This window comes from Limnobacter sp. G6BE5S, assembly GCF_058448965.1.
In genome coordinates this window covers 105,767-125,183 of sequence record NZ_JBZFLM010000004.1, presented here as the reverse complement: position 1 = coordinate 125,183, position 19,417 = coordinate 105,767, and the positions used below count along the sequence as shown (strand labels likewise).

Here is a 19,417-nt window from a genome sequence, read left to right as displayed (position 1 = left end):
TCTGGGTTGAACTCTTTGATTTAAGCGAAACAATAGCACGTTCGATACAGCTATATATGACGCTCAGCACGAATTCAATCTTCAACGTGGAGGGGTAAAGCAAAGTTCATACCAAGTCGCAGGCAACACCAAATCAAGGCTTCACGCAGGTCACTTTGAATCCATCCAATCTGATTTGCACCATTACAGTGCAAAACGCACCACAACGGTGCAAATTAGTATTTTGTCTAATCGATCGCATGCTTGTATTACAATACACTCATTGATAATGCCATTTGCGAACAACATCTTGATGCCACCATCCACCTCACAACAATTGATTGACCTGGCCAAACAGTACGCGTCTGAAAAGGGGCTGGGCTATTTGGGCGCGCTGACCCCCCAAGAAGCCTGGGCGTTACTCAATACCGATGAAAATGCCGTGCTGATTGATGTGCGAACAGACGCAGAACTGGATTGGGTTGGGCAAGTGAGTTTTTCAGAGGACCGCTCATTTCACGTGGAGTGGAACAATTATCCCGACGGAATACGCAACCCAGACTTTATTGCTCAAATTGAAGCGCGGGTTGAAAAGCATCAACCGGTACTTTTTATTTGCAGAAGCGGTGCTCGCTCACACCATGCCGCCACATTGGCTGCCAAGCATGGTTTTGAATTTGCAATCAATGTTCTGGAAGGATTTGAGGGTGACAAGAACGACTTTCACCAGCGTTCGAGTACAAATGGATGGCGTTTTCATGGGCTGCCCTGGGAGCAACATTAACGCCGCAATATGGGCATTATTGCCCGAAAAGGCCAAACAACCTGCCAGCCACAAAAAACGCTGCCAAACAGCCCAGCACATGCACTGCGGCATGCCCCAAGGCCAGTACAGGCTTGTCGAGCAACAAATTAGCGCCTTCGGCTGTGAAAGCAGAGAAAGTGGTCAACCCACCCAATACCCCAGTCATGAGAAACAAACCCACAGGGTTGGCTTTTAGCCACACGGGTCCCAAAACCGAGAACAAAATACCGGCGACAAAGCCGCCCGCCAGGTTGGCCGCCAAGGTCCCGATTTGAAAAGGTAACCAGGCGGGTTGGATCAATACCAACCCCAGGCCATAACGCCCTACTCCACCCAAGCCTGCGCCCACAAACACTGCCAAGGCGTTCAGCGCACTCACTGAGCCTGCTCCCAACGTGTTTTGGCGGAATCGTCGCTGTCGCGTGCGGACACCCAACGCGCACCGTCAGGCGTGTCTTCCTTTTTCCAGAAGGGCGCTTCTGTTTTCAGGTAATCCATGATGAACTCACAGGCCAAAAAAGCCTGCTGCCGGTGTTCGCTGGTGGCTGCGGCAAACACGATCTGATCCTCAGGATACAGTGACCCTACTCGGTGAATAATCATGGCTGATGTAATTTCGAACCGTGCATCAGCCACCTTCAAAATGTTTTCAAGTGCCTTTTCCGTCATGCCCGGGTAATGCTCAAGGGTCATTGCCTGAACTTTGCTGTTGTCGTTGATGTCGCGCACGGTGCCAATAAAGCTTGCCACTGCACCAATTTCGGGCAAACCTTGCCGAAGCCAGCGAATTTCCTCGGCCACATCAAAATCTGCCTCTTGAACCAAGACCTTGGAGCGCTTCATTTCAACCCCCTGTAACCGGCGGGAAAAAGGCGACCTCTGCGTGCTCAGCCACGGGGGTTTCATCATCGGCCATGTCCTGGTTTACAGCAGCACGCACACGCCCCACTTCTGAAATGGCCCTGGCGAAATCTGGATACTCGGCACACAAATAGGCACGCAAACCTGCCACGGTTGCAGGTGAAAATATCGCGTTGATCTCCAGACCGTCGCGCCCAACATATTCTTTCAGGCTCGCAAAAAACCGCACTTTTACTTTCATTTCATCAAATCCTGATACGACACGTAATCAACCCAGCCGCCCGGCTCAACTTGCTGCCCTTTGGCCAATCTGATCAAACCGCTGGAGCTGGCCAGCGAAGTCAACACGCCCGAGCTTTGATTCGCAAACAAACCCGCTTTGTCAGATTGTACATCGACCCGCAAAAACTCTTCACGGCGAGAATCGGGCTTGCTCCAGGCAAAATCCGCTTTTACTTTTCGCATGCGCGAACGCCAGTCCACCTCATTTCGGGCTTGGCCTTCCAGCAGGCCCAGAAAGGGTTTCACAATCAACTGAAAAGCGACTGCGCTCGAGACTGGATTACCAGGCAACCCGAAAAACCAGCTTTGCCCACCACCTGGTCGATTGATATGACCAAATGCAATGGGCTTGCCGGGCTTCATCGCCACTTTCCATGAACGCAGCTGCCCCACTTTTTCAATGGCGGGTTTCACATGATCTTCTTCGCCAACCGACACCCCACCCGAGCTGATCACCGCATCGCAATCGGCCAAAGACTGTAGCGCAGTGCAGGTGGCCTCAAAATTATCAGGAACAATGCCCACCGAGCGCACTTCCATATTCATCGACTCAAGAAGACCACACCACACATACTCGTTGGAGTTGTAGATTTGACCGGGCTGTAAAACTTCTCCGGGGCTTTGAAGCTCGCTGCCAGTGACCATGACACCCACTTTCAGGCGCTTGGTGACCGCCACAGCGGGCACGCCAATCGAGGCCAGCAAGCCCACATGAATTGCATCCAGGCGGGTGCCTTTGGACAACACCACCTGCCCGCTCGCAATGTCTTCGCCCGCGCGGCGTATCCACTGCCCTGGCTTTGACAAGGCGTTGAACGTGACGCTGGCGTCGTCATTGACCACAGCGTCTTCCTGCATGATCACGGAATCTGCGCCCGGAGGAATTGGTGCGCCGGTGAATATTCGGGCCACCGTTCCTGGCTGCAAATGTTGCGGTGAAGAACCGGCAGGCACACGTTGAGACACCCTGAATGGTTGACCCGGCTGTAAATCGGCACATCGAACTGCGTACCCATCCATGCCACTGTTGTCGTGCTGCGGTACGTTTAACGTGGACACAACGTCTTCGGCCAATACACGGCTCAAGGCATTCTTCAATTCCACAGATTCAGTACGCATTGCTTGCTGGGCGGCAATCGGCCACACCTGCTCAAGCAAATCATTCAAATCAATCATTCAAAAACCGTTTCAGAATAAATTTCGCAATTGAAGCGGGGTCATTCAAGGGGAGCACCGGCAAGCCGCGGCATTCAATTTCAGTGTCGCAAGCCACAGCCACAATGTTTTGATCCTGAGGATACAACACTGGCTTGCCGTTGGCCTCCCGCCAAATTTCAATTTTTGGAATATCTGCCCTTTTGAAACCTTCAACAATCACCAAGTCACAAGGAGACAGCTTTTCAAGTTGTTCTTCCAGGGTGGGCTCGGTTTCATTGCGCAACTCGTGCATTAACACCCAACGCTTGTTGGCTGTAATCAGTACTTCATAGGCGCCCGCCTCGCGGTGCCGATACGAGTCCTTGCCCGGTCGATCAATGTCAAAATCGTGATGGGCATGTTTAATCACAGACACCCGAACGCCCTCGCCAATCAAAATGGGCAAGAGCTGTTCAATCAATGTGGTTTTACCCACGCCGGAAAAACCGGCAAAGCCAAACACCTTGGGCACTTCAGTTTCCTTCTGACAGTTGCTTCTCGATCAGCAAAAGCTGCTGACCTGTTTCCTTCAAAATATCCGCGGATGGACGCGCCTTGCAACGCAATACGATTTCGAAACACGCACCGAATTGTGGTTCACCTTCAGGCACCACCGGGCTGGCGGCCAACAAATCGCCGCCATAACGTTGCACCAACATCCGCGATACTGGCAAACCCAAACCAGTTCCCCGACCAGCCTGTTTGCTGGTGTAGAACATTTTGAAAATGAGTTGCAGGCGATCAGGGGGAATCGCTTCACCGTTGTTTTGTACCAGAATTTGCACTGCTTGCTGACCATCGCTCAAACGAACATCTGCAGTTTTTATGCAAATGGTGGGCCCTTCATTCAAAGCGGCAAACTGCGCATCAAAGGCCCCCTCCAATGCATGGGTTGCATTGATCAACAAATTCACCATGACCTGCTGCAATTCGGTTTTGCTGATTTGCACCGTTTGCTGCGCAGAAAAATCAAACTTCAGTTGCGCACGCGCCGTGTCAATTTCATTGCGAACGAACAAAATACTGTCCTGAATGATTTCATTGACACTGACTTCTTCGGTGTAAGAAGCATATTCATCTGGTCTACAAAATTGCAGCAGCTTTTGAACAATATTGCGCATGCGGTGAACTTGCTCATCGAGCAAACGCAATGTTTTTGCGCTTTCAGGATCGTTCAAGGTGATGCGAATCAAATCCAGATGCCCCATCATGATCGCCAAGGGGTTATTGAATTCATGGGCAATACCCGCAGTCAATTGCCCCAAGGCCGCCAATTTCTCGGAGGCCAGCAACTGTTCCACCGCCTGATGAAGTTTTTGATTGGCCGCTTGCAAATCTGCCGTTCGTTGCCGCACACGCTCATCCAATTGCTCATTCAAGCCAAGCAACTCGCTGCGGCGAGCATCCAGTTGATCCAGCAAAGCATCAAAGTGATTGGCTAGGTCCGCAAACTCATCCTCGCGGCGAAGATCACCCACACGGGCTGCTGTATCGCCCTTTTCCTGCAGACTCATAATGTAGTTCATGCGGCGCAGCGGGTAAAAAATACCCGAAGTCAAGCGCACCACCATCATGGCACCCAACACCATGGCAGCGCCCACCGCCAGCAAAAACAAAATCAGCAACTGGGTTTTGATATTGGCGTAAGGTGCTTCCAGAAAGCCGACATAAAACATGCCGATCCGTGCGCCCTCTGGGCTCAACAACGGTGCGTAAGCGGCCACATACCAGTCGTTCACCACAAAGGCGCGTTCCAGCCACACTTCACCGCGCCCCAACACACTTTGCCGAACCACATCGGAAACTCGGGTACCCAAGGCACGCGACTCCCCATCACGACGAACCGTGGTGGCCACACGCACGTCTTCCAGAAAAATAGTCGTGGTGCCGATCGAACCTTCCAGCAAAGTATTGGGCGAGTAAATCAGGTTATTGATCTCATCCACCAAACTCAGGTTGCCGTTCAACAGCAAGCCACCTTCCAGGTAACCCAGCATGTTGCCGTCGTTGAAAAGGGGTTGCAGAACCTGAACGACCAAACCTCGATCTTCGGTACTTTTGGGTGAAGGACTGGCGTTGGATGTGGGAATAATGGCTTGCACGGCACTCGACGCTAGATCGGGAGAAATGTCCTTCAGCTCTTTGTTCGAGAGCAACACAGTGTAACTGCCCGACTCTCGAAACTTCACCGACTTTTGAACCTCGGGGTCGAGCATGTAGGGCAAGCGAGACGGAAACGAATTCACAACCATGCCAGTTGGACTGATCAAACGAAGGTAAGCAAAACCGAGTCGCTCTGCCTGCGTTTGCAGGTCTTTGTTATTCAGCTTGCCACCACGCTGGCTCAACAAATTTCGAAGAAAGGCGCTCTCGGACCAGGCCTTTAACGCTTGCGATTTACTCTCTTGCACATCGGCAAGTTCTTGCTGTGCCAGCACCAGATCGCTGCGTACCTTTGAAATCAGGATTTTGGTGTAGGCAGCTTGCCCAGCCGACCACACCAACATGGCCACAATTGGAATAAGTACCAGCAAAGGGATACAGGCTGTAACAACCAGTTTGGTTTTGACAGTCCAGTGGCTGGGCCAGAAATGCCCGCGTGGCGGAAACGGCCGCTGACCTATTCTTGGCTCCACGCCATGCACTTTCGTTCAAGTGTTTTTCGGGACACGCCCAAGCGACGCGCCGCCTCGGATTTATTTCCGCTGCACGCATTCAACACACGAAGAATGTGGGCCTTTTCAACCTGCTCAAGTGATTCATTTTGTGGGTTTTCTTCGGTTTGCTCTCGCTCATCCAGATCAAGATTCAAAGGCAAGTCTTCTTTGGGGAAGTAGCCTAAAATCAATGAACGTTCAATGAAGTTGCGAAGCTCGCGCACATTGCCTGGCCATTCATAGGCCTGCAAGCGGGCCAGCATGTCGGGGCTGATTGTCAATGGATCAATGCGCAGCTTTTTGGCAAACACCTTGATGAAGTAATTGGCCAACAGTTCGATGTCTTCCGGGCGGGTTCTCAGGGGCGGCATTTCAATCGGCATCACCTGCAAGCGGTAGTACAAGTCTTGCCTGAAGCGCCCTCGCTTAACCTCGACATCCAGATTCACGTTCGTGGCAGCAACAATGCGCACATCCACATCCACTTCCTTGGTACTGCCCACGGGCCGGATTCGCCGATCCTCGAGAACACGCAGTAATTTGGTTTGCATGCTGAGCGGCAACTCGCCAATTTCATCGAGAAACAGGGTGCCACCTTGTGCGTAATAGAACAGACCCTGATGCGATTCATTGGCACCGGTGAAAGCACCTTTGGCATGACCAAACAACTCGCTTTCAATCAGCTCAGGGGAAATGGCACCACAGTTAATTGGCACAAACGGGCGTTCGCTGCGCAGGCTCATGCCATGAAGCGTACGGGCCAACACTTCTTTGCCTGAGCCTGACTCACCTGTGAGCAACACGGTTGAATCTGTGGGGGCCACTTTGGCCACCAGCTTTCGGAGCTGGCGCACAATCGGGCTTTCACCCACCATTACCTGCTCGTTTTGTTGCAGGTTGGAAACTGCCCGTTTCAATACAAAATTTTCGCGCTTCAAGCGGTTTTGATCAGCCGCGCGATCCAGCGCATACCAAAGCTGATCAATTCGAAACGGTTTTTGCAGAAAATCCTGAGCCCCTGCCCGCAGTGCACCAATTGCAGTGTCCATGTCGGCATAGCCTGTGATTAAAATCACATCGCCTTCATAACCACCTTGCCGCAACTCATTCAACCAAGACAAGCCACTTTTACCCGGCAGGCTCACATCGAGCACCACAGTGCTGTAGTCATGGCCGTCAAACAGTGCTTGCGCCATTTCAACGGAACCAGCCGTGTCTACCCGGGCAAAACGGGTTTCCAGCGCTTTTTCCAGAAAGTGGCGCATGCCGGGCTCGTCATCCACCGCCAATGCGGCCAAACCCTTTCTGGGCTGGGCGTCAATGCCTTGGCCTGCGGCAACTTGGGGAAGGTCAACAGTGTTGGATTGAGAGGTCAAAACAGTGGCTTCACGAGGTGTTACTTAACTTTGCCATTGTTCATGATTCCGTTTGTACCTGCAAGTTAGGTAAACCCTATTACTTGCAGGCAAACGATTGTTTGAAATACCGAACTGGAACGATTTAAAGCCCAGTGTTGTCGGTAATGAATGCTTTGACCTGTTCTACTGAAACTGGCATTTCAGTTACACGCTGGGGCAACTTCTCGATGCCCTGGAACTGGGCCGGTACAGGTGGTGTTTGGCCTGTAGCTTCTTCAATGGTTTCGGCAAATTTCACCGCCAGCGCTGTTTCCAAAACCACCATGGGTACACCGGGCTCCACCAGGTCTCGAGCCACCTTGACTGCGTCTGCAGTGTGTGTGTCGATCAAAGTACCGGTGCGGGCATACACTTCCTTGATGGTATCCAGACGATTTTGATGGCTGGATGAGCCCGACTGAAACCCGAAGTCTGATTCGATGTGTTTGAAGCGCGAATCATGGGACAGGTCAAAGTGACCGTTTTTCGCCAAACCTTGCCACAAAGCCTTCAATGCCTTGGGGTCTCGGCCCAGCAGGTCGTACACAAAGCGCTCAAAATTCGAAGCTTTGGAAATGTCCATAGACGGGCTGGAGGTAATGTAGGTTTCCGCAGATTTACGCGGGCGATACACACCGGTTTTGAAAAATTCGTCCAGCACGTTGTTTTCATTGGTGGCCACAATTAGTTTGCGAATGGGCAAACCCATTTGGCGCGCAATGTGACCGGCCAACACGTTTCCGAAATTACCGGAAGGCACAGCAAAACTGACCGGATCACCGATTTTTTCAGCTGTACGCAGGTAAGCGTTGAAGTAATAAACCACCTGGGCGGAAATACGCCCCCAGTTGATGGAATTCACCGTGCCGATTTTTTGACGCGCTTTGAAGACCAGGTCTTCGCTGACCGCCTTTACGATGTCTTGGCAATCATCGAACAAGCCCTCAACAGCAATGTTGAAAATATTGGGGTCTTGAAGACTGTACATTTGCGCGCGCTGAAACGCGCTCATTTTACCTGCCGGGCTCAGCATGAAAACACGCACGCCTTTCTTGCCACGCATGGCATATTCAGCTGCAGAACCCGTGTCACCACTGGTTGCACCCAAAATATTCAACTCGCGGTTGGTGCGGGCCAATTGGTACTCAAACAAATTGCCCAACAACTGCATGGCCATGTCTTTGAAAGCCAAGGTGGGGCCGTTGGACAGCTCCAACACCTTCATGCCATCAAACAGCTCACGAATCGGCGTAATTTCCTCGGTGCCATACACCGCCTTGGTGTAGGTTTTGGTGGTCAGTGCTTTCAGATCGGCTTCGGGAATGTCGGTGGCATAGGGCTTCAACACCTCAAATGCCAATTCACCATAGCTCAGGTCTTTCCAGCTTTCCAGCACATGCAGGGGCACTTGCGGATAAAACTCGGGCACGGCCAAGCCGCCGTCAGGGGCCAGCCCTTCCAGCAAAATCTCCGAGAAATCTTGGGGGTCCATTCCCCCTCGGCTGCTGAAGTATTTCATTTCAGCTCAAGTCCTCTACGCGAATACGAGTCAATGGGCCATGTACGCTGTCCAAGGCTTCAATTTTGGAAATCGCTTTGTTGACGTCGCCTTCCACACAACGGTGAGTCAACAGCACAATTTCAGCGGTCTCTTTCTCACTGGTGGCTTGACGCTGAATCATGGCCTCGATTGAAATTTGATTGTCGGCCAACAGGCGCGTCACTTCAGCCAGCACACCCGGGCGATCGTCCACCGCCAAGCGCAGGTAAAAGGCCGTAACCACCTTCTCCATGGGCAATACTTCCAGATTCTGAATGCCCGACTTTTGGAACGCAAGCACGGGCACGCGGCTGGCCAATGGTCCCTGGCTTGCACGTGCAATTTCGATCAGGTCAGCCACCACAGCCGATGCCGTGGGCAAACTGCCCGCACCTGCGCCGTAGTACAAGGTTGGGCCCACGGCGTTGGACTTCACCAGCACCGCATTCATCACGCCTTCTACATTGGCGATCAGGCGCTTGCCCGGTATCAATGTAGGGTGCACCCGCAGCTCAACGCCTTGATCGGTGCGCTTGGCAATGCCCAGCAATTTCACACGATAACCCAGTTGCTCAGCAAACTGAATGTCTTCCTTGGTCAGTTTGGTAATGCCTTCAATGTAGGCTTTTTCGAACTGCACGGGCACACCGAAAGCAAGCGAGCTCAACAGGCTAATTTTGTGGGCGGCGTCCACGCCTTCAATGTCGAATGTGGGGTCTGCTTCGGCATATCCGAAGGCTTGGGCCTGGGCCAATACTTCAGTAAACGGCAAGCCCTTGTCCCGCATTTCTGACAAGATAAAGTTACAAGTGCCGTTAATAATGCCGACCACGTACTCAATTTTGTTGGCAGCCAAACCTTCCTTGATCGACTTGATCACAGGGATACCACCGGCCACCGCGGCTTCAAAAGCCACCATCACGTGTTTGGCCTCCGCTGCTGCAAATATTTCGTCGCCATGCACCGCCAGCAAGGCTTTGTTGGCGGTTACTACGTGTTTGCCTGCATCGATTGCGGCCAACACCAGTTGCTTGGCGATGGTGTAACCACCGATCAGCTCAACCACCACGTCGATGTCATCGCGCTTGACCGCTTCGAATGCATCACCCAATACCTCAACACCGGGGCCAGCCAGTTCACGGGCTTTCTCGGTATTCAGGTCGGCGATGACTTTGATCTGAATGGGAAAACCCACACGGCGTTCAATTTCACTCGCATTGTCTTTCAGCACGTTGAATGTGCCAGAACCGACAGTACCCAAACCCAGCAGGGCCACTCGAAGAGGTTTATTCATTTTTAAATCAGCCAAGGTGTTGTTTTCGATAACTTTCCAGGAAGCGTGCAATTCTACCAACTGCGTCCGTCAAATCATCGGTGTTGGGTAGGAAAACCACCCGGAAATGATCCGGATTGATCCAATTAAAGCCTGTACCCTGCACCACAAGTACCTTTTCAGCCTCTAACAGTTCAAGCACAAAGCGTTGATCGTTCTTGATGGGGTAAATTTTGGGGTCCAGGCGCGGAAACAGATACAACGCTGCCTTGGGCTTCACACAAGTAACGCCAGGAATGGAAGTCATTAAATCGTAGGCCAAATCGCGCTGACGGGTTAAACGCCCACCCGGACCCACCAGGTCGTTGATACTTTGATAGCCGCCCAGCGAGGTTTGAATGGCGTACTGGCCCGGCACGTTGGCACACAGGCGCATGGACGCCATGATGCCCAAACCGTCGATGTAATCGGTGGCATGCCGTTTGTCGCCGGAAATCACCATCCAGCCTGCCCTGTAACCACAGGCGCGGTAGTTTTTGGACAAACCGTTCATGGTGATGAACAACACGTCGTCGGCCAGCGAGGCAATCGAGGTGTGCTCGGCACCGTCGTACAGCATTTTGTCGTAAATTTCGTCCGCAAAAATAATGAGCTGGTGCTCACGGGCAATCTGGATCAGCTCTTGCAACACTTCCTCGGGGTACAAAGCACCCGTCGGGTTGTTGGGGTTGATGATGACCATGGCCTTGGTTTTTTCATTGATCAGGCTGCGAAGGTGTTTGGTGTCGGGGTACCAATCGCTTTGCTCATCGCAAAGGTAGTGGCGCGGCGTACCGCCAGAAATACTGACGGCAGCGGTCCACAGGGGGTAATCCGGCGCAGGTACCAGCACCTCATCGCCATTGTTCAATAGCCCCTGCATGCTCATCACGATCAACTCAGACACACCATTGCCAACGATGATGTCGTCGAGTGTTACACCCTTGATTTTCTTTTGCTGGGTGTAATGCATGATGGACTTGCGCGCTGCAAACAGGCCTTTGCTGTCGCTGTAGCCCGAGGCATCGCCCAGATTCATGATCACGTCTTGCCGAACTTCGTCGGGTGCTTCGAACCCAAAAGGAGCCAGATTGCCAATGTTGAGCTTCAGGATTCGGTGCCCTTCCTCTTCCAGCTGCCGCGCTCGCTGCATCACCGGTCCGCGGATGTCATAGCAAACATTGGCCAGCTTGGCAGATTTGAGAATGGGTTTCATGTCGACCTGTGTGTAGATTGTTAAGGTTGTTATTCTTTTGCTCGCGCAAAGTCTTATAATTTAACCGTTTAGGCCCTTGCCTGCTAGGCTTTGGCCCCATCCTGGAGCATCTTTCGAATGAAATTTCAACCTGAATCGCTCGACAATCAATTCGTCGTTCAGCGGTATGACGAGGAAGGTGTCGTGATCAGCGGCAGGCTTCAAACTGAAAGTGTGGTGTTTGGCACCGATTTCGCACCCCGTATCTGGGAGAACACGGGTTCAGGCCCGCTAACGTTGGCACACTGCGAATGGCTTTACAGCCAATGCCCCGACAGCATGGAAGTGCTGCTGATTGGCACAGGTCCCAAACAGGTTTTTCCGGGCATGGACATACGCAAGTTTTTCGCCAACAAACGCTGCCCGGTGGAATACATGGACAGCCAGGCCGCATGCCGCACTTACAACATTTTAATTGGTGAAGGCCGGCAAGTAATTGCCGCGATTCTGCTATGACAAGCTACGCTGCAATGCTAGTACTTTCCGGCGTGGTACTGAATGCGCTGGCCCAGTTTCTTCTGAAAATGGCGACCAATAAAGTGGGGGTGATCGAAGTCTCCAGCGCGCTCAGCCTGGGTGCCATGTCTGCTTTGTTCTTGCAGTGGCCCATGATTCTGGGACTATTCTGTTATGGATTTTCGCTGCTCATTTGGCTGATGGCGCTGTCACGGGTAGACGTAACCCTGGCTTACCCCATGCTGGCCATTGGTTATGTGATCAACGCTTTTGCGGCACAGTACTTTTTGAATGAACCCGTGAGCCTGCAGCGCTGGGTGGCAATTGGGGTGATCGTACTCGGTGTGGCGCTTTTGGCGCGTTCCTGACACTTGCGGCAATTTGCTGCCAAAAGCTGTGGTTATACTGAGCCATCGACATGCAATCACAACACCGTGGGGAGCAGTACCGTGTCTCTTGAAGTCAACAGCAAAGTGCCTGATTTTTCAGCAGCTTGCACAGGCGGCGCCGATTTTACCCTGTCAGCTTGTGCTGGCAAAAACCTGGTCATTTATTTCTACCCCAAAGACAGCACACCCGGCTGCACAACCGAAGGCGAGAATTTTCGCGATCTACACCCCGAATTCTTGAAGGCAGACTGCCTCGTGTTTGGTGTTTCTCGCGACTCACTGAAGTCGCATGAAAACTTCAAAGCCAAACTGGACATGCCATTTGAGTTGATTTCTGATCCCGACGAAAAAGTGTGCACAATTTTCGACGTGATGAAAATGAAAAACATGTACGGCAAACAAGTGCGTGGCGTGGAAAGAAGTACCTTTGTAATCAACAAGAAAGGTGTTCTTGTGCAGGAATGGCGCGGCTTGAAGGTGCCAGGCCATGCGCAAGCTGTGCTTGACTTTGTACACACAATTGGGGACTAATATCCTCACGGGCGCGGGATTGACGACCCCGCGCGATTTATGAGCTTCCTACTTCAGATCGTTGACAATGCCTCTGCCCAAAGAACCCAGCAAACCCGCAACCACACTGAACGAAATTCCTCCAATCACGGCGCCCAAACCCAAGAAGCCGGCCAAGAAAATTGACGTTTCCGACAACACCGAGGCAACGGGCAAAGCGCCCCTGACCCTGGCTGCCGACAACACTGTCACGGCCAAAGCCCCGGAAACAAACCGCACACGAAACATTCCAGCCGCTGCCTCTGGGAAAACGCGAAAATCTGCGGGCACTGCGATTACGAAAACCAAGCGACAGGTCACCCACACTGGCAAGAAAATTTTTGTGCTCGACACCAACGTGTTGATGCACGACCCCACATCACTATTCCGGTTTGAAGAACATGATGTGTTCTTGCCATTGATTACGCTTGAAGAACTGGATAACCACAAGAAAGGCATGTCGGAAGTGGCACGTCACGCCCGGCAGGTTAGCCGCGCACTAGATGCTTTGATGGAGAACATCGAGGACATCGAAAAAGGAGTGGCGCTGAACCGATTGGGCAATGTGGATGCCATGGGGCGTTTGCTTGTTCAAACCACAGAATTGGCTGCCGAATTACCCAAAACCTTGCCAGTGGGCAAGGCTGACAATCAAATTTTGGGTGTGGTATTTGCATTGAGTAAACACCACCCAGATCGCGAAGTCGCATTGGTGTCCAAAGACATCAATATGCGAATCAAGGCGCGTGCCCTGGGTTTGCTGGCCGAAGACTACTTCAATGATCAGGTGCTGGAAGACCGTGATTTGCTATATTCCGGCATCATGGAATTGCCATCCGATTTTTGGGAAAAGAACAGCAAAGGCATTGAAAGTTGGCAGCAAGGTGGCAGCACCTTCTACCGCATCAGCGGCCCTGCAGTAAAAGACATGATGGTGAACCAGTTCGTGTATTGCGAAACCGGCATTCCATTGATCGCCCAAGTACTCGAAGTGAGTGGCCGCACCGCAGTACTGAAAACACTGCGCGATTTCAGCCACAACAAGAACAGCGTTTGGGGCATTACCGCACGCAATCGCGAACAAAACTTCGCTTTGAATTTGCTCATGAACCCTGAATGCGATTTCGTGACGCTGCTGGGTCAAGCCGGTACGGGTAAAACATTGTTGGCTCTTGCTGCAGGTTTGTCGCAGGTACTTGAAAGCAAACAGTACTCCGAAATTATCGTGACCCGTGCCACCGTGCCCGTGGGTGAAGACATCGGCTTCTTGCCAGGTACTGAAGAAGAAAAAATGGCTCCCTGGATGGGCGCATTTGAAGACAACCTGGAAGTGCTGAACAAGCCCGACCCAAGCAGTGGTGATTGGGGTCGCTCGGCCACCACCGATTTGATTCGTACCAAAATTCGAATCAAGTCGATGAACTTCATGCGGGGCCGCACGTTTATCAACAAGTTTTTGATTATTGATGAAGCGCAAAACCTGTCACCCAAGCAAATGAAAACCCTGATTACCCGGGCAGGCCCTGGTACGAAGGTGATTTGTTTGGGTAACCTGGCGCAAATTGACACGCCTTATTTGACTGAAGGCTCTTCCGGCCTGACGTATGTGGTGGATCGATTCAAAGGCTGGCCGCATGCGGGGCACATTACGCTACAGCGTGGCGAGCGTTCAAGGTTGGCTGATTTTGCGTCGGATAACCTTTGATTCGTTGATGGGCATGTGAGCAATTGCATGCCCTCATCAAGGCAGCACGAGCAAATACCCCGCTTATTCCCCTTCCGGCTGCATCCCTGCGTAATTCTCAAACTTGGTGTACATACCAAGGAAGGTCACCCGCACCGTACCAATCGGTCCGTTACGCTGCTTGCCGATGATAATCTCGGCGGTGCCTTTGTCGGGCGAATCCGGGTTGTAAACCTCGTCACGGTAAATGAACAGAATCACGTCGGCATCTTGCTCAATCGCCCCCGATTCACGCAGGTCGCTCATCACTGGGCGCTTATTTGGTCGCTGTTCCAGCGAACGGTTCAACTGCGAAAGTGCAATTACAGGGCAGTTCAATTCTTTCGCCAAACCTTTCAACGAACGGGAAATTTCAGAAATTTCGGTGGCCCGGTTTTCTCCCGGCGAGGACGCACCCATCAATTGAATGTAGTCAATCACCACCAATCCGAGCTGGCCACATTGGCGCGCCAAGCGGCGGCAACGGGCACGCACTTCCATTGAAGACAAGGCAGGCGTTTCATCAATGAACAGCTGCGCATTCTGCATTTTCTCGACCGCATAAGTCAGGCGCGGCCAGTCTTCATCGGTCAATCGCCCGGTTCTCAAGCGGTGTTGGTCCAAACGCCCCACAGAACCCAGCAAACGCATGGCCAATTGGGTTGCGCCCATTTCCATGGAGAACACAGCCACTGCATGCCCCTCTTCCACGGCCACGTGTTCGCCAATGTTCAGGCTGAATGCTGTCTTGCCCATTGAGGGTCGACCAGCCACGATAATCAAATCACCGGGCTGCAACCCCGAGGTTTTCCCATCCAGATCAACGAAGCCGGTAGAAATACCGGTAATGTCACTGGTGCTGTCGCGGTGGTAAAGCTCGTCAATACGCTCCACCACTTTGCTGAGTACTGGTTGCAAGTCTTGAAAGCCACCTGCACCACGGGCGCCGTCTTCTGCAATTTTAAAAATCTTGCTTTCAGCTTCGTCCAGAATGGTTTTGGTGTCTTTGCCTTGCGGATTCAAGGCCGTGGTGGCAATGTCGTCGCTAATGGTGATCAAGCGCCGCAGCACTGCCCGATCGCGCACAATTTCCGCGTAGCGGCGAATATTGGCCGCAGACGGCGTGTTGGTGGCCAGCGTGTTCAGGTAAGCCAAACCGCCTACGTCTTCGGCCTTGCCCGAGGACTGCAATGATTCATACACGGTGATGACGTCGGCAGGTTTCGAACCGTCGATCAGCTTGGCGATGTGTTCGAAAATAACGCGATGATCGTAGCGGTAGAAGTCATCGGCACGAATAACGTCGCCGATTTTATCCCAAGCCTGGTTATCAAGCAGCAGGCCCCCCACCACCGATTGCTCTGATTCAAGCGAGTGAGGCGGAACACGCAGGCCCGTCATTTCTTGTTCTGTAAATCGATTCTCGGACATAGTTTCGCAATAGAAAAAGGCCACCCTGAGGTGACCTTTTTGTGGGGTTCAGGCAGATCAAAAGTATAACCGAATGTGGTCAATGCCTTTGATCTTATTCGCCGTAAAACCCGCGGGTACTTAAGCTGCTTCGCCAGCCACTACAACTTTCACGTCTACAACCACGTCGGGGTGCAGGGCTACAGTTACTGTGTGCTCGCCAGCAATTTTCAGTGCGCCGTTGGGCATGCGCACCTGGGATTTCTCAACTTTCAAGCCAGTCGCGTTCAAAGCGGCGGCAATGTCGTTGTTGGTTACAGAACCAAACAAACGACCGTCCACGGCAGCTTTTTCGCTCAACTGAACAGTTGCTGCAGTCAACCTTGCACCCAAGGCTTGGGCTGCGGTCAGCTTTTCAGCGGCTGCTTTTTCCAGTTCAGCACGACGTGCCTGAAACTCAGCAATTGCTGACTCAGTGGCGCGCTTGGCTTTGCCATAAGGAATCAAGAAGTTACGTGCGTAGCCGTCTTTTACGCGAACCACGTCACCCAGTTGACCCAAATTGGGCATTTTTTCAAGAAGAATTACTTGCATGGTGTTCTCCCGTACTGCTTAGTGGTTGTCGGTGTAAGGCAGCAAAGCCAGGAAACGTGCGCGCTTGATCGCTGTGTCCAACTGGCGCTGATAATTCGCCTTGGTACCAGTGATACGAGCGGGCATGATCTTGCCGTTTTCGCTGATGAAATCCTTGAGCGTGTCGATGTCTTTGTAATCGATTTGCTCTACCTTGCCCACTGTGAAGCGGCAAAACTTCTTGCGCTTGAACAAAGGGTTCTGTTGTGGACGACGTCCCTTGCGATCATTTTTACGACCAAAAGCCATAATATTCTCCAACTATTTCAAGTCTTCAACATTCGCGCACTGCGCAAACATGGAATCGAAGACTTTTTGATTTGTGCGAACGAAGCGCTATAAATCCGGACCAGTTTTTCAGGCTTCCCACTTCAAGGCCGCTGATTTGGTTGGCTGCCACACCCAGCGCGACCGCTGAAACTGTGCACTTCACCATTCTTGGCTTGCTGGCTTCAAGCTGTTCACCTTCGTGTTCAAGCTCAAATTCGCAAATGGGCAAACCTGCCGGGGTATATCGCAATATTGATTTTGCAACCAACGTGGCGGTCAAGGTGAACTGGTTAACGCCAGCATTTCCTTCTTCCCCAAACTTGTTTGAATTTTCCGCTGCTTCCTCCTGATTCATTGATTCAGTGTTTTGCGAAGACGAAATTACTCGTCATCACCCTCGTCTGAATCGGAACTGTCGTCGCTTGAAGACGCTGTGGCAGAAGCGGCTTTACGCTCTTGCTCACGCTGAACTTCCTTCATCATTGGAGAAGGAGCTGTTTCAGCTTTTTTCATCTTCACGGTCAAGTGACGCAGTACGGCATCGTTGAATTTAAACGCAGTTTCCAGTTCTTCCAGAACTTCCTGGCTGCATTCGATGTTCAACAACACATAGTGTGCTTTGGCCAGTTTCTGGATTGGGTAAGCCAATTGGCGGCGACCCCAATCTTCGTGGCGGTGTACTTTACCGCCGTTGGCTTCGATGGTTCCACGATACTTCTCAACCATGGCAGGCACTTGCTCGCTTTGGTCGGGATGCACGATGAAAGCAATTTCATAGTGACGCATTGATTAACTCCTATGGATTTTCCACAATTGGAAAAGCCGCCACACCCCCGTGGTGCAGCAGCAGGTAACCCGAAATTATAGTGGGTTTTCAGAAAACAGGCAACGAAGTTGATCCATTGCCCACTAAAACCTGGAAAATCAGGCCGTTTGGTCTTGCAAGCGCTTCTTTTCCATGTCGCGAAGCTCCCTGCGCAACACCTTGCCCACCGGACTCTTGGGCAATTCCTTCATGAATTCCACGTGACGGGGAATTTTATAGGCGGTCATGTGCTTGCGACAATGCTCAATCACCGCCTCGGCGGTCAAATCAGCATCCTTTTTGACCACAAAAAGCTTCACGGCCTCGCCTGTCTTTCCGTCGGGCACGCCCACAGCTGCCGCCTCGAAAATACCAGTGAGCAACGTGGCGACCGCTTCAATTTCCTTGGGGTACACGTTAAAACCCGACACAAGGATCATGTCCTTTTTGCGATCGGTGATATAAAAATAACCGCTTTGATCCATGTAGGCGATGTCGCCGGTTTTCAACCAGCCGTCCTGCGTCAAAATCTCGGCAGTCTCGCGTGGCTTGTTCCAGTAGCCGCGCATAACCTGCGGGCCTTTTACGCACAATTCGCCCTCTTGCCCAACAGGCAATTCATTGAAATCATCGTCGCGAATGGTTACCTCGGTGGAAGGAACAGGCAGGCCGATCGAGCCGTTGTATTCCTCATGCAGCGGGTTAATACACACGGCGGGTGATGCCTCGGTCAAGCCATAGGCTTCCGACAGGCGGGTACCAGTCACTTTCTTCCAGCGATCGGCCACAGCGGGCTCAATGGCCGCACCTCCGCCCAGCACCAACTTCACATGTGAAAAATCAACCTGCTCAAACCCGGGTGTATTCAGCAGCCCATTGAACAAAGTATTTACACCCGTCAATGCGGTGAATGGCACAGCCGACAAGGTTTTAACAAATGTCTTCATGTTGCGCGGATCGGTAATCAATAGGCAATGCCCACCGACTTTGATGAATACCAGTATGTTCGCGGTCAGGCAGAAGATGTGGTACATCGGCAGCGCGGTAATGGCGATCTCCTTGCCTTCCTCAATGTCCTGATTCAACCAGGCTGATGCCTGCTGCAAGTTGGCCACAATATTGCCGTGAGTCAGCATGGCACCTTTGGCCACACCCGTGGTACCCCCGGTGTATTGAAGAAAGGCCAGGTCGTCGTGAGTGATATTGACTTTGCGCAGCTCATTGTTGCGACCATGGGTCAAGGCTTTTTTGAAGGTAATGGCGCCGGCAATATTGAATGCTGGCACCAGCTTCTTCACATATCGCACTACAAAATTCAGCAACAAACGTTTGAAAAAGCCGTGCATTTCGCCCATTGAGGCCAGCACGATGTGCTCAACCGGGGTGTTTTTAATGACTTTTTCAAGGGTGTGGGCCACGTTCTCAAACACCACGATCACCTTGGCACCAGAATCGCGCAACTGGTGCTCCAATTCGGTGGGTGTGTACAGCGGGTTTACGTTTACCGCCACAAAGCCAGCGCGAATAGCGCCCAGCATCGCCACTGGGTATTGCAATAAATTGGGCATCATGAAGGCAACGCGGTCGCCTTTCTTCATGCCGGGCAGGCTTTGAAGGTAAGCCCCAAAGTCACGAGTCAGAGAATCGAGACGCTCATAAGTGAGCGCTGTACCCATGTTGCTGAAAGCAGTTTTGTCAGCGAACTTGCGACTGGCGTCCTCAAAAATATCCCGAATGGAGGGGTACTGATCCAAATCAACCGACGTGGGTACACCCGGTGGGTAGCTCTGAGCCCAGGCTTTATCTGTCACAAATGTCTCCTTCTTGTAGGCACTGCCGTGCTTCGCAACTGTTTTGTATTGATGGAAAACGATACCGGAATATCAAAGAGCATGGA

General features: G+C 52.0%; 21 protein-coding genes. 5 read left to right on the top strand and 16 right to left on the bottom strand.

The genetic code is table 11. The annotated features are described in order from the left end of the window. The first annotated feature begins 292 nt into the window (after window positions 1-292). On the top strand, window positions 293-763 hold the full coding sequence (locus ACVL1J_RS08545; RefSeq protein WP_159570919.1) for a rhodanese-like domain-containing protein: 471 nt from the start codon (window positions 293-295) through the stop codon (window positions 761-763). Window positions 764-779: 16 nt separating this feature from the next. Here ACVL1J_RS08545 and ACVL1J_RS08540 read toward each other — a convergent pair whose 3' ends face one another. The 10 genes from ACVL1J_RS08540 to ACVL1J_RS08495 all read right to left on the bottom strand — a co-directional run bounded on the left by ACVL1J_RS08540 (window position 780) and on the right by ACVL1J_RS08495 (window position 11,246). Further along, the gene (locus ACVL1J_RS08540; RefSeq protein ID WP_236550877.1) at window positions 780-1,163 is read right to left on the bottom strand and encodes a fluoride efflux transporter FluC; all 384 of its coding nucleotides are present in this window, start codon (window positions 1,161-1,163) and stop codon (window positions 780-782) included. Then, window positions 1,160-1,627, bottom strand: a complete 468-nt coding sequence (gene moaE, locus ACVL1J_RS08535) for a molybdopterin synthase catalytic subunit MoaE (protein WP_491665279.1) — start codon at window positions 1,625-1,627, stop codon at window positions 1,160-1,162. The genes ACVL1J_RS08540 and moaE overlap by 4 nt, the downstream gene beginning before the upstream one ends. Before the next feature lies 1 nt (window position 1,628). After that, complete coding sequence (gene moaD, locus ACVL1J_RS08530) at window positions 1,629-1,886, bottom strand: molybdopterin converting factor subunit 1 (RefSeq protein WP_159570925.1); 258 nt, start codon at window positions 1,884-1,886, stop codon at window positions 1,629-1,631. Next, the gene (locus tag ACVL1J_RS08525) at window positions 1,883-3,103 is read right to left on the bottom strand and encodes a molybdopterin molybdotransferase MoeA (RefSeq protein ID WP_491665278.1); all 1,221 of its coding nucleotides are present in this window, start codon (window positions 3,101-3,103) and stop codon (window positions 1,883-1,885) included. The genes moaD and ACVL1J_RS08525 overlap by 4 nt, the downstream gene beginning before the upstream one ends. After that, window positions 3,096-3,596: a molybdopterin-guanine dinucleotide biosynthesis protein B gene (gene mobB, locus ACVL1J_RS08520; RefSeq protein WP_159570931.1), complete on the bottom strand. Its 501-nt coding sequence runs from the start codon at window positions 3,594-3,596 to the stop codon at window positions 3,096-3,098. Before mobB ends, ACVL1J_RS08525 begins: the two co-directional genes overlap by 8 nt. 1 nt (window position 3,597) lies before the next feature. Continuing rightward, window positions 3,598-5,760: a sensor histidine kinase gene (locus tag ACVL1J_RS08515; RefSeq protein WP_341237429.1), complete on the bottom strand. Its 2,163-nt coding sequence runs from the start codon at window positions 5,758-5,760 to the stop codon at window positions 3,598-3,600. Next, window positions 5,745-7,157 carry a sigma-54-dependent transcriptional regulator gene (locus ACVL1J_RS08510; RefSeq protein WP_341237430.1) on the bottom strand — a complete coding sequence of 471 codons (1,413 nt, stop codon included), beginning with the start codon at window positions 7,155-7,157 and terminating at the stop codon, window positions 5,745-5,747. The genes ACVL1J_RS08515 and ACVL1J_RS08510 overlap by 16 nt, the downstream gene beginning before the upstream one ends. A 124-nt stretch (window positions 7,158-7,281) precedes the next feature. After that, window positions 7,282-8,697, bottom strand: a complete 1,416-nt coding sequence (thrC, locus tag ACVL1J_RS08505) for a threonine synthase (protein WP_341237431.1) — start codon at window positions 8,695-8,697, stop codon at window positions 7,282-7,284. 1 nt (window position 8,698) lies between these two features. Then, the gene (locus ACVL1J_RS08500; protein ID WP_341237432.1) at window positions 8,699-10,012 is read right to left on the bottom strand and encodes a homoserine dehydrogenase; all 1,314 of its coding nucleotides are present in this window, start codon (window positions 10,010-10,012) and stop codon (window positions 8,699-8,701) included. Between the two features lie 7 nt (window positions 10,013-10,019). After that, a complete protein-coding gene (locus tag ACVL1J_RS08495; protein WP_159570946.1) occupies window positions 10,020-11,246 on the bottom strand; it encodes a pyridoxal phosphate-dependent aminotransferase in 1,227 nt (408 codons plus the stop codon). A gap of 117 nt (window positions 11,247-11,363) precedes the next feature. On the opposite strand from ACVL1J_RS08495, the gene ACVL1J_RS08490 reads away from it, so the two are divergent. The 4 genes from ACVL1J_RS08490 (at window position 11,364) to ACVL1J_RS08475 (ending at window position 14,384) form a co-directional block, all read left to right on the top strand. Continuing rightward, complete coding sequence (locus ACVL1J_RS08490; protein WP_159570948.1) at window positions 11,364-11,741, top strand: Mth938-like domain-containing protein; 378 nt, start codon at window positions 11,364-11,366, stop codon at window positions 11,739-11,741. A 14-nt stretch (window positions 11,742-11,755) separates the two neighbouring features. After that, a complete protein-coding gene (locus tag ACVL1J_RS08485; protein WP_236550878.1) occupies window positions 11,756-12,109 on the top strand; it encodes an SMR family transporter in 354 nt (117 codons plus the stop codon). 81 nt (window positions 12,110-12,190) lie between these two features. Beyond that, a complete protein-coding gene (locus ACVL1J_RS08480; RefSeq protein WP_159570954.1) occupies window positions 12,191-12,661 on the top strand; it encodes a peroxiredoxin in 471 nt (156 codons plus the stop codon). Window positions 12,662-12,728: 67 nt separating this feature from the next. Then, window positions 12,729-14,384: a PhoH family protein gene (locus tag ACVL1J_RS08475; RefSeq protein ID WP_341237433.1), complete on the top strand. Its 1,656-nt coding sequence runs from the start codon at window positions 12,729-12,731 to the stop codon at window positions 14,382-14,384. A 63-nt stretch (window positions 14,385-14,447) separates the two neighbouring features. Here ACVL1J_RS08475 and ACVL1J_RS08470 read toward each other — a convergent pair whose 3' ends face one another. The 6 genes from ACVL1J_RS08470 to ACVL1J_RS08445 all read right to left on the bottom strand — a co-directional run bounded on the left by ACVL1J_RS08470 (window position 14,448) and on the right by ACVL1J_RS08445 (window position 19,331). Beyond that, window positions 14,448-15,833, bottom strand: a complete 1,386-nt coding sequence (locus ACVL1J_RS08470) for a replicative DNA helicase (RefSeq protein WP_159570960.1) — start codon at window positions 15,831-15,833, stop codon at window positions 14,448-14,450. 120 nt (window positions 15,834-15,953) lie between these two features. Beyond that, window positions 15,954-16,406, bottom strand: coding sequence for a 50S ribosomal protein L9 (rplI, locus tag ACVL1J_RS08465; protein ID WP_159570964.1), 453 nt, complete (start codon window positions 16,404-16,406; stop codon window positions 15,954-15,956). Between the two features lie 18 nt (window positions 16,407-16,424). Next, window positions 16,425-16,694 (bottom strand): 30S ribosomal protein S18, encoded by a 270-nt coding sequence (gene rpsR / locus ACVL1J_RS08460; protein WP_008249877.1) that lies wholly within the window; start codon window positions 16,692-16,694, stop codon window positions 16,425-16,427. 25 nt (window positions 16,695-16,719) lie between these two features. Next, window positions 16,720-17,070 carry a primosomal replication protein N gene (gene priB, locus ACVL1J_RS08455; protein ID WP_159570969.1) on the bottom strand — a complete coding sequence of 117 codons (351 nt, stop codon included), beginning with the start codon at window positions 17,068-17,070 and terminating at the stop codon, window positions 16,720-16,722. Window positions 17,071-17,096: 26 nt separating this feature from the next. After that, entirely contained in the window at window positions 17,097-17,501 is a 405-nt protein-coding gene (gene rpsF / locus ACVL1J_RS08450; protein WP_138518387.1) for a 30S ribosomal protein S6, read from the bottom strand. A 138-nt stretch (window positions 17,502-17,639) separates the two neighbouring features. Further along, on the bottom strand, window positions 17,640-19,331 hold the full coding sequence (locus ACVL1J_RS08445) for an AMP-binding protein (RefSeq protein ID WP_159570974.1): 1,692 nt from the start codon (window positions 19,329-19,331) through the stop codon (window positions 17,640-17,642). Between the last annotated feature and the right edge of the window lie 86 nt (window positions 19,332-19,417).

Coding starts and splice junctions, on each gene's coding strand:
- ACVL1J_RS08545 (WP_159570919.1), top strand. CDS start 293: ATGCCACCATCCACCTCACAACAATTGATTGACCTGGCCAAACAGTAC.
- moaE (WP_491665279.1), bottom strand. CDS start 1,627: ATGAAGCGCTCCAAGGTCTTGGTTCAAGAGGCAGATTTTGATGTGGCC.
- moaD (WP_159570925.1), bottom strand. CDS start 1,886: ATGAAAGTAAAAGTGCGGTTTTTTGCGAGCCTGAAAGAATATGTTGGG.
- ACVL1J_RS08525 (WP_491665278.1), bottom strand. CDS start 3,103: ATGATTGATTTGAATGATTTGCTTGAGCAGGTGTGGCCGATTGCCGCC.
- thrC (WP_341237431.1), bottom strand. CDS start 8,697: ATGAAATACTTCAGCAGCCGAGGGGGAATGGACCCCCAAGATTTCTCG.
- ACVL1J_RS08500 (WP_341237432.1), bottom strand. CDS start 10,012: ATGAATAAACCTCTTCGAGTGGCCCTGCTGGGTTTGGGTACTGTCGGT.
- ACVL1J_RS08495 (WP_159570946.1), bottom strand. CDS start 11,246: ATGAAACCCATTCTCAAATCTGCCAAGCTGGCCAATGTTTGCTATGAC.
- ACVL1J_RS08490 (WP_159570948.1), top strand. CDS start 11,364: ATGAAATTTCAACCTGAATCGCTCGACAATCAATTCGTCGTTCAGCGG.
- ACVL1J_RS08485 (WP_236550878.1), top strand. CDS start 11,756: ATGCTAGTACTTTCCGGCGTGGTACTGAATGCGCTGGCCCAGTTTCTT.
- ACVL1J_RS08475 (WP_341237433.1), top strand. CDS start 12,729: ATGCCTCTGCCCAAAGAACCCAGCAAACCCGCAACCACACTGAACGAA.
- ACVL1J_RS08470 (WP_159570960.1), bottom strand. CDS start 15,833: ATGTCCGAGAATCGATTTACAGAACAAGAAATGACGGGCCTGCGTGTT.
- rplI (WP_159570964.1), bottom strand. CDS start 16,406: ATGCAAGTAATTCTTCTTGAAAAAATGCCCAATTTGGGTCAACTGGGT.
- rpsR (WP_008249877.1), bottom strand. CDS start 16,694: ATGGCTTTTGGTCGTAAAAATGATCGCAAGGGACGTCGTCCACAACAG.
- priB (WP_159570969.1), bottom strand. CDS start 17,070: ATGAATCAGGAGGAAGCAGCGGAAAATTCAAACAAGTTTGGGGAAGAA.
- rpsF (WP_138518387.1), bottom strand. CDS start 17,501: ATGCGTCACTATGAAATTGCTTTCATCGTGCATCCCGACCAAAGCGAG.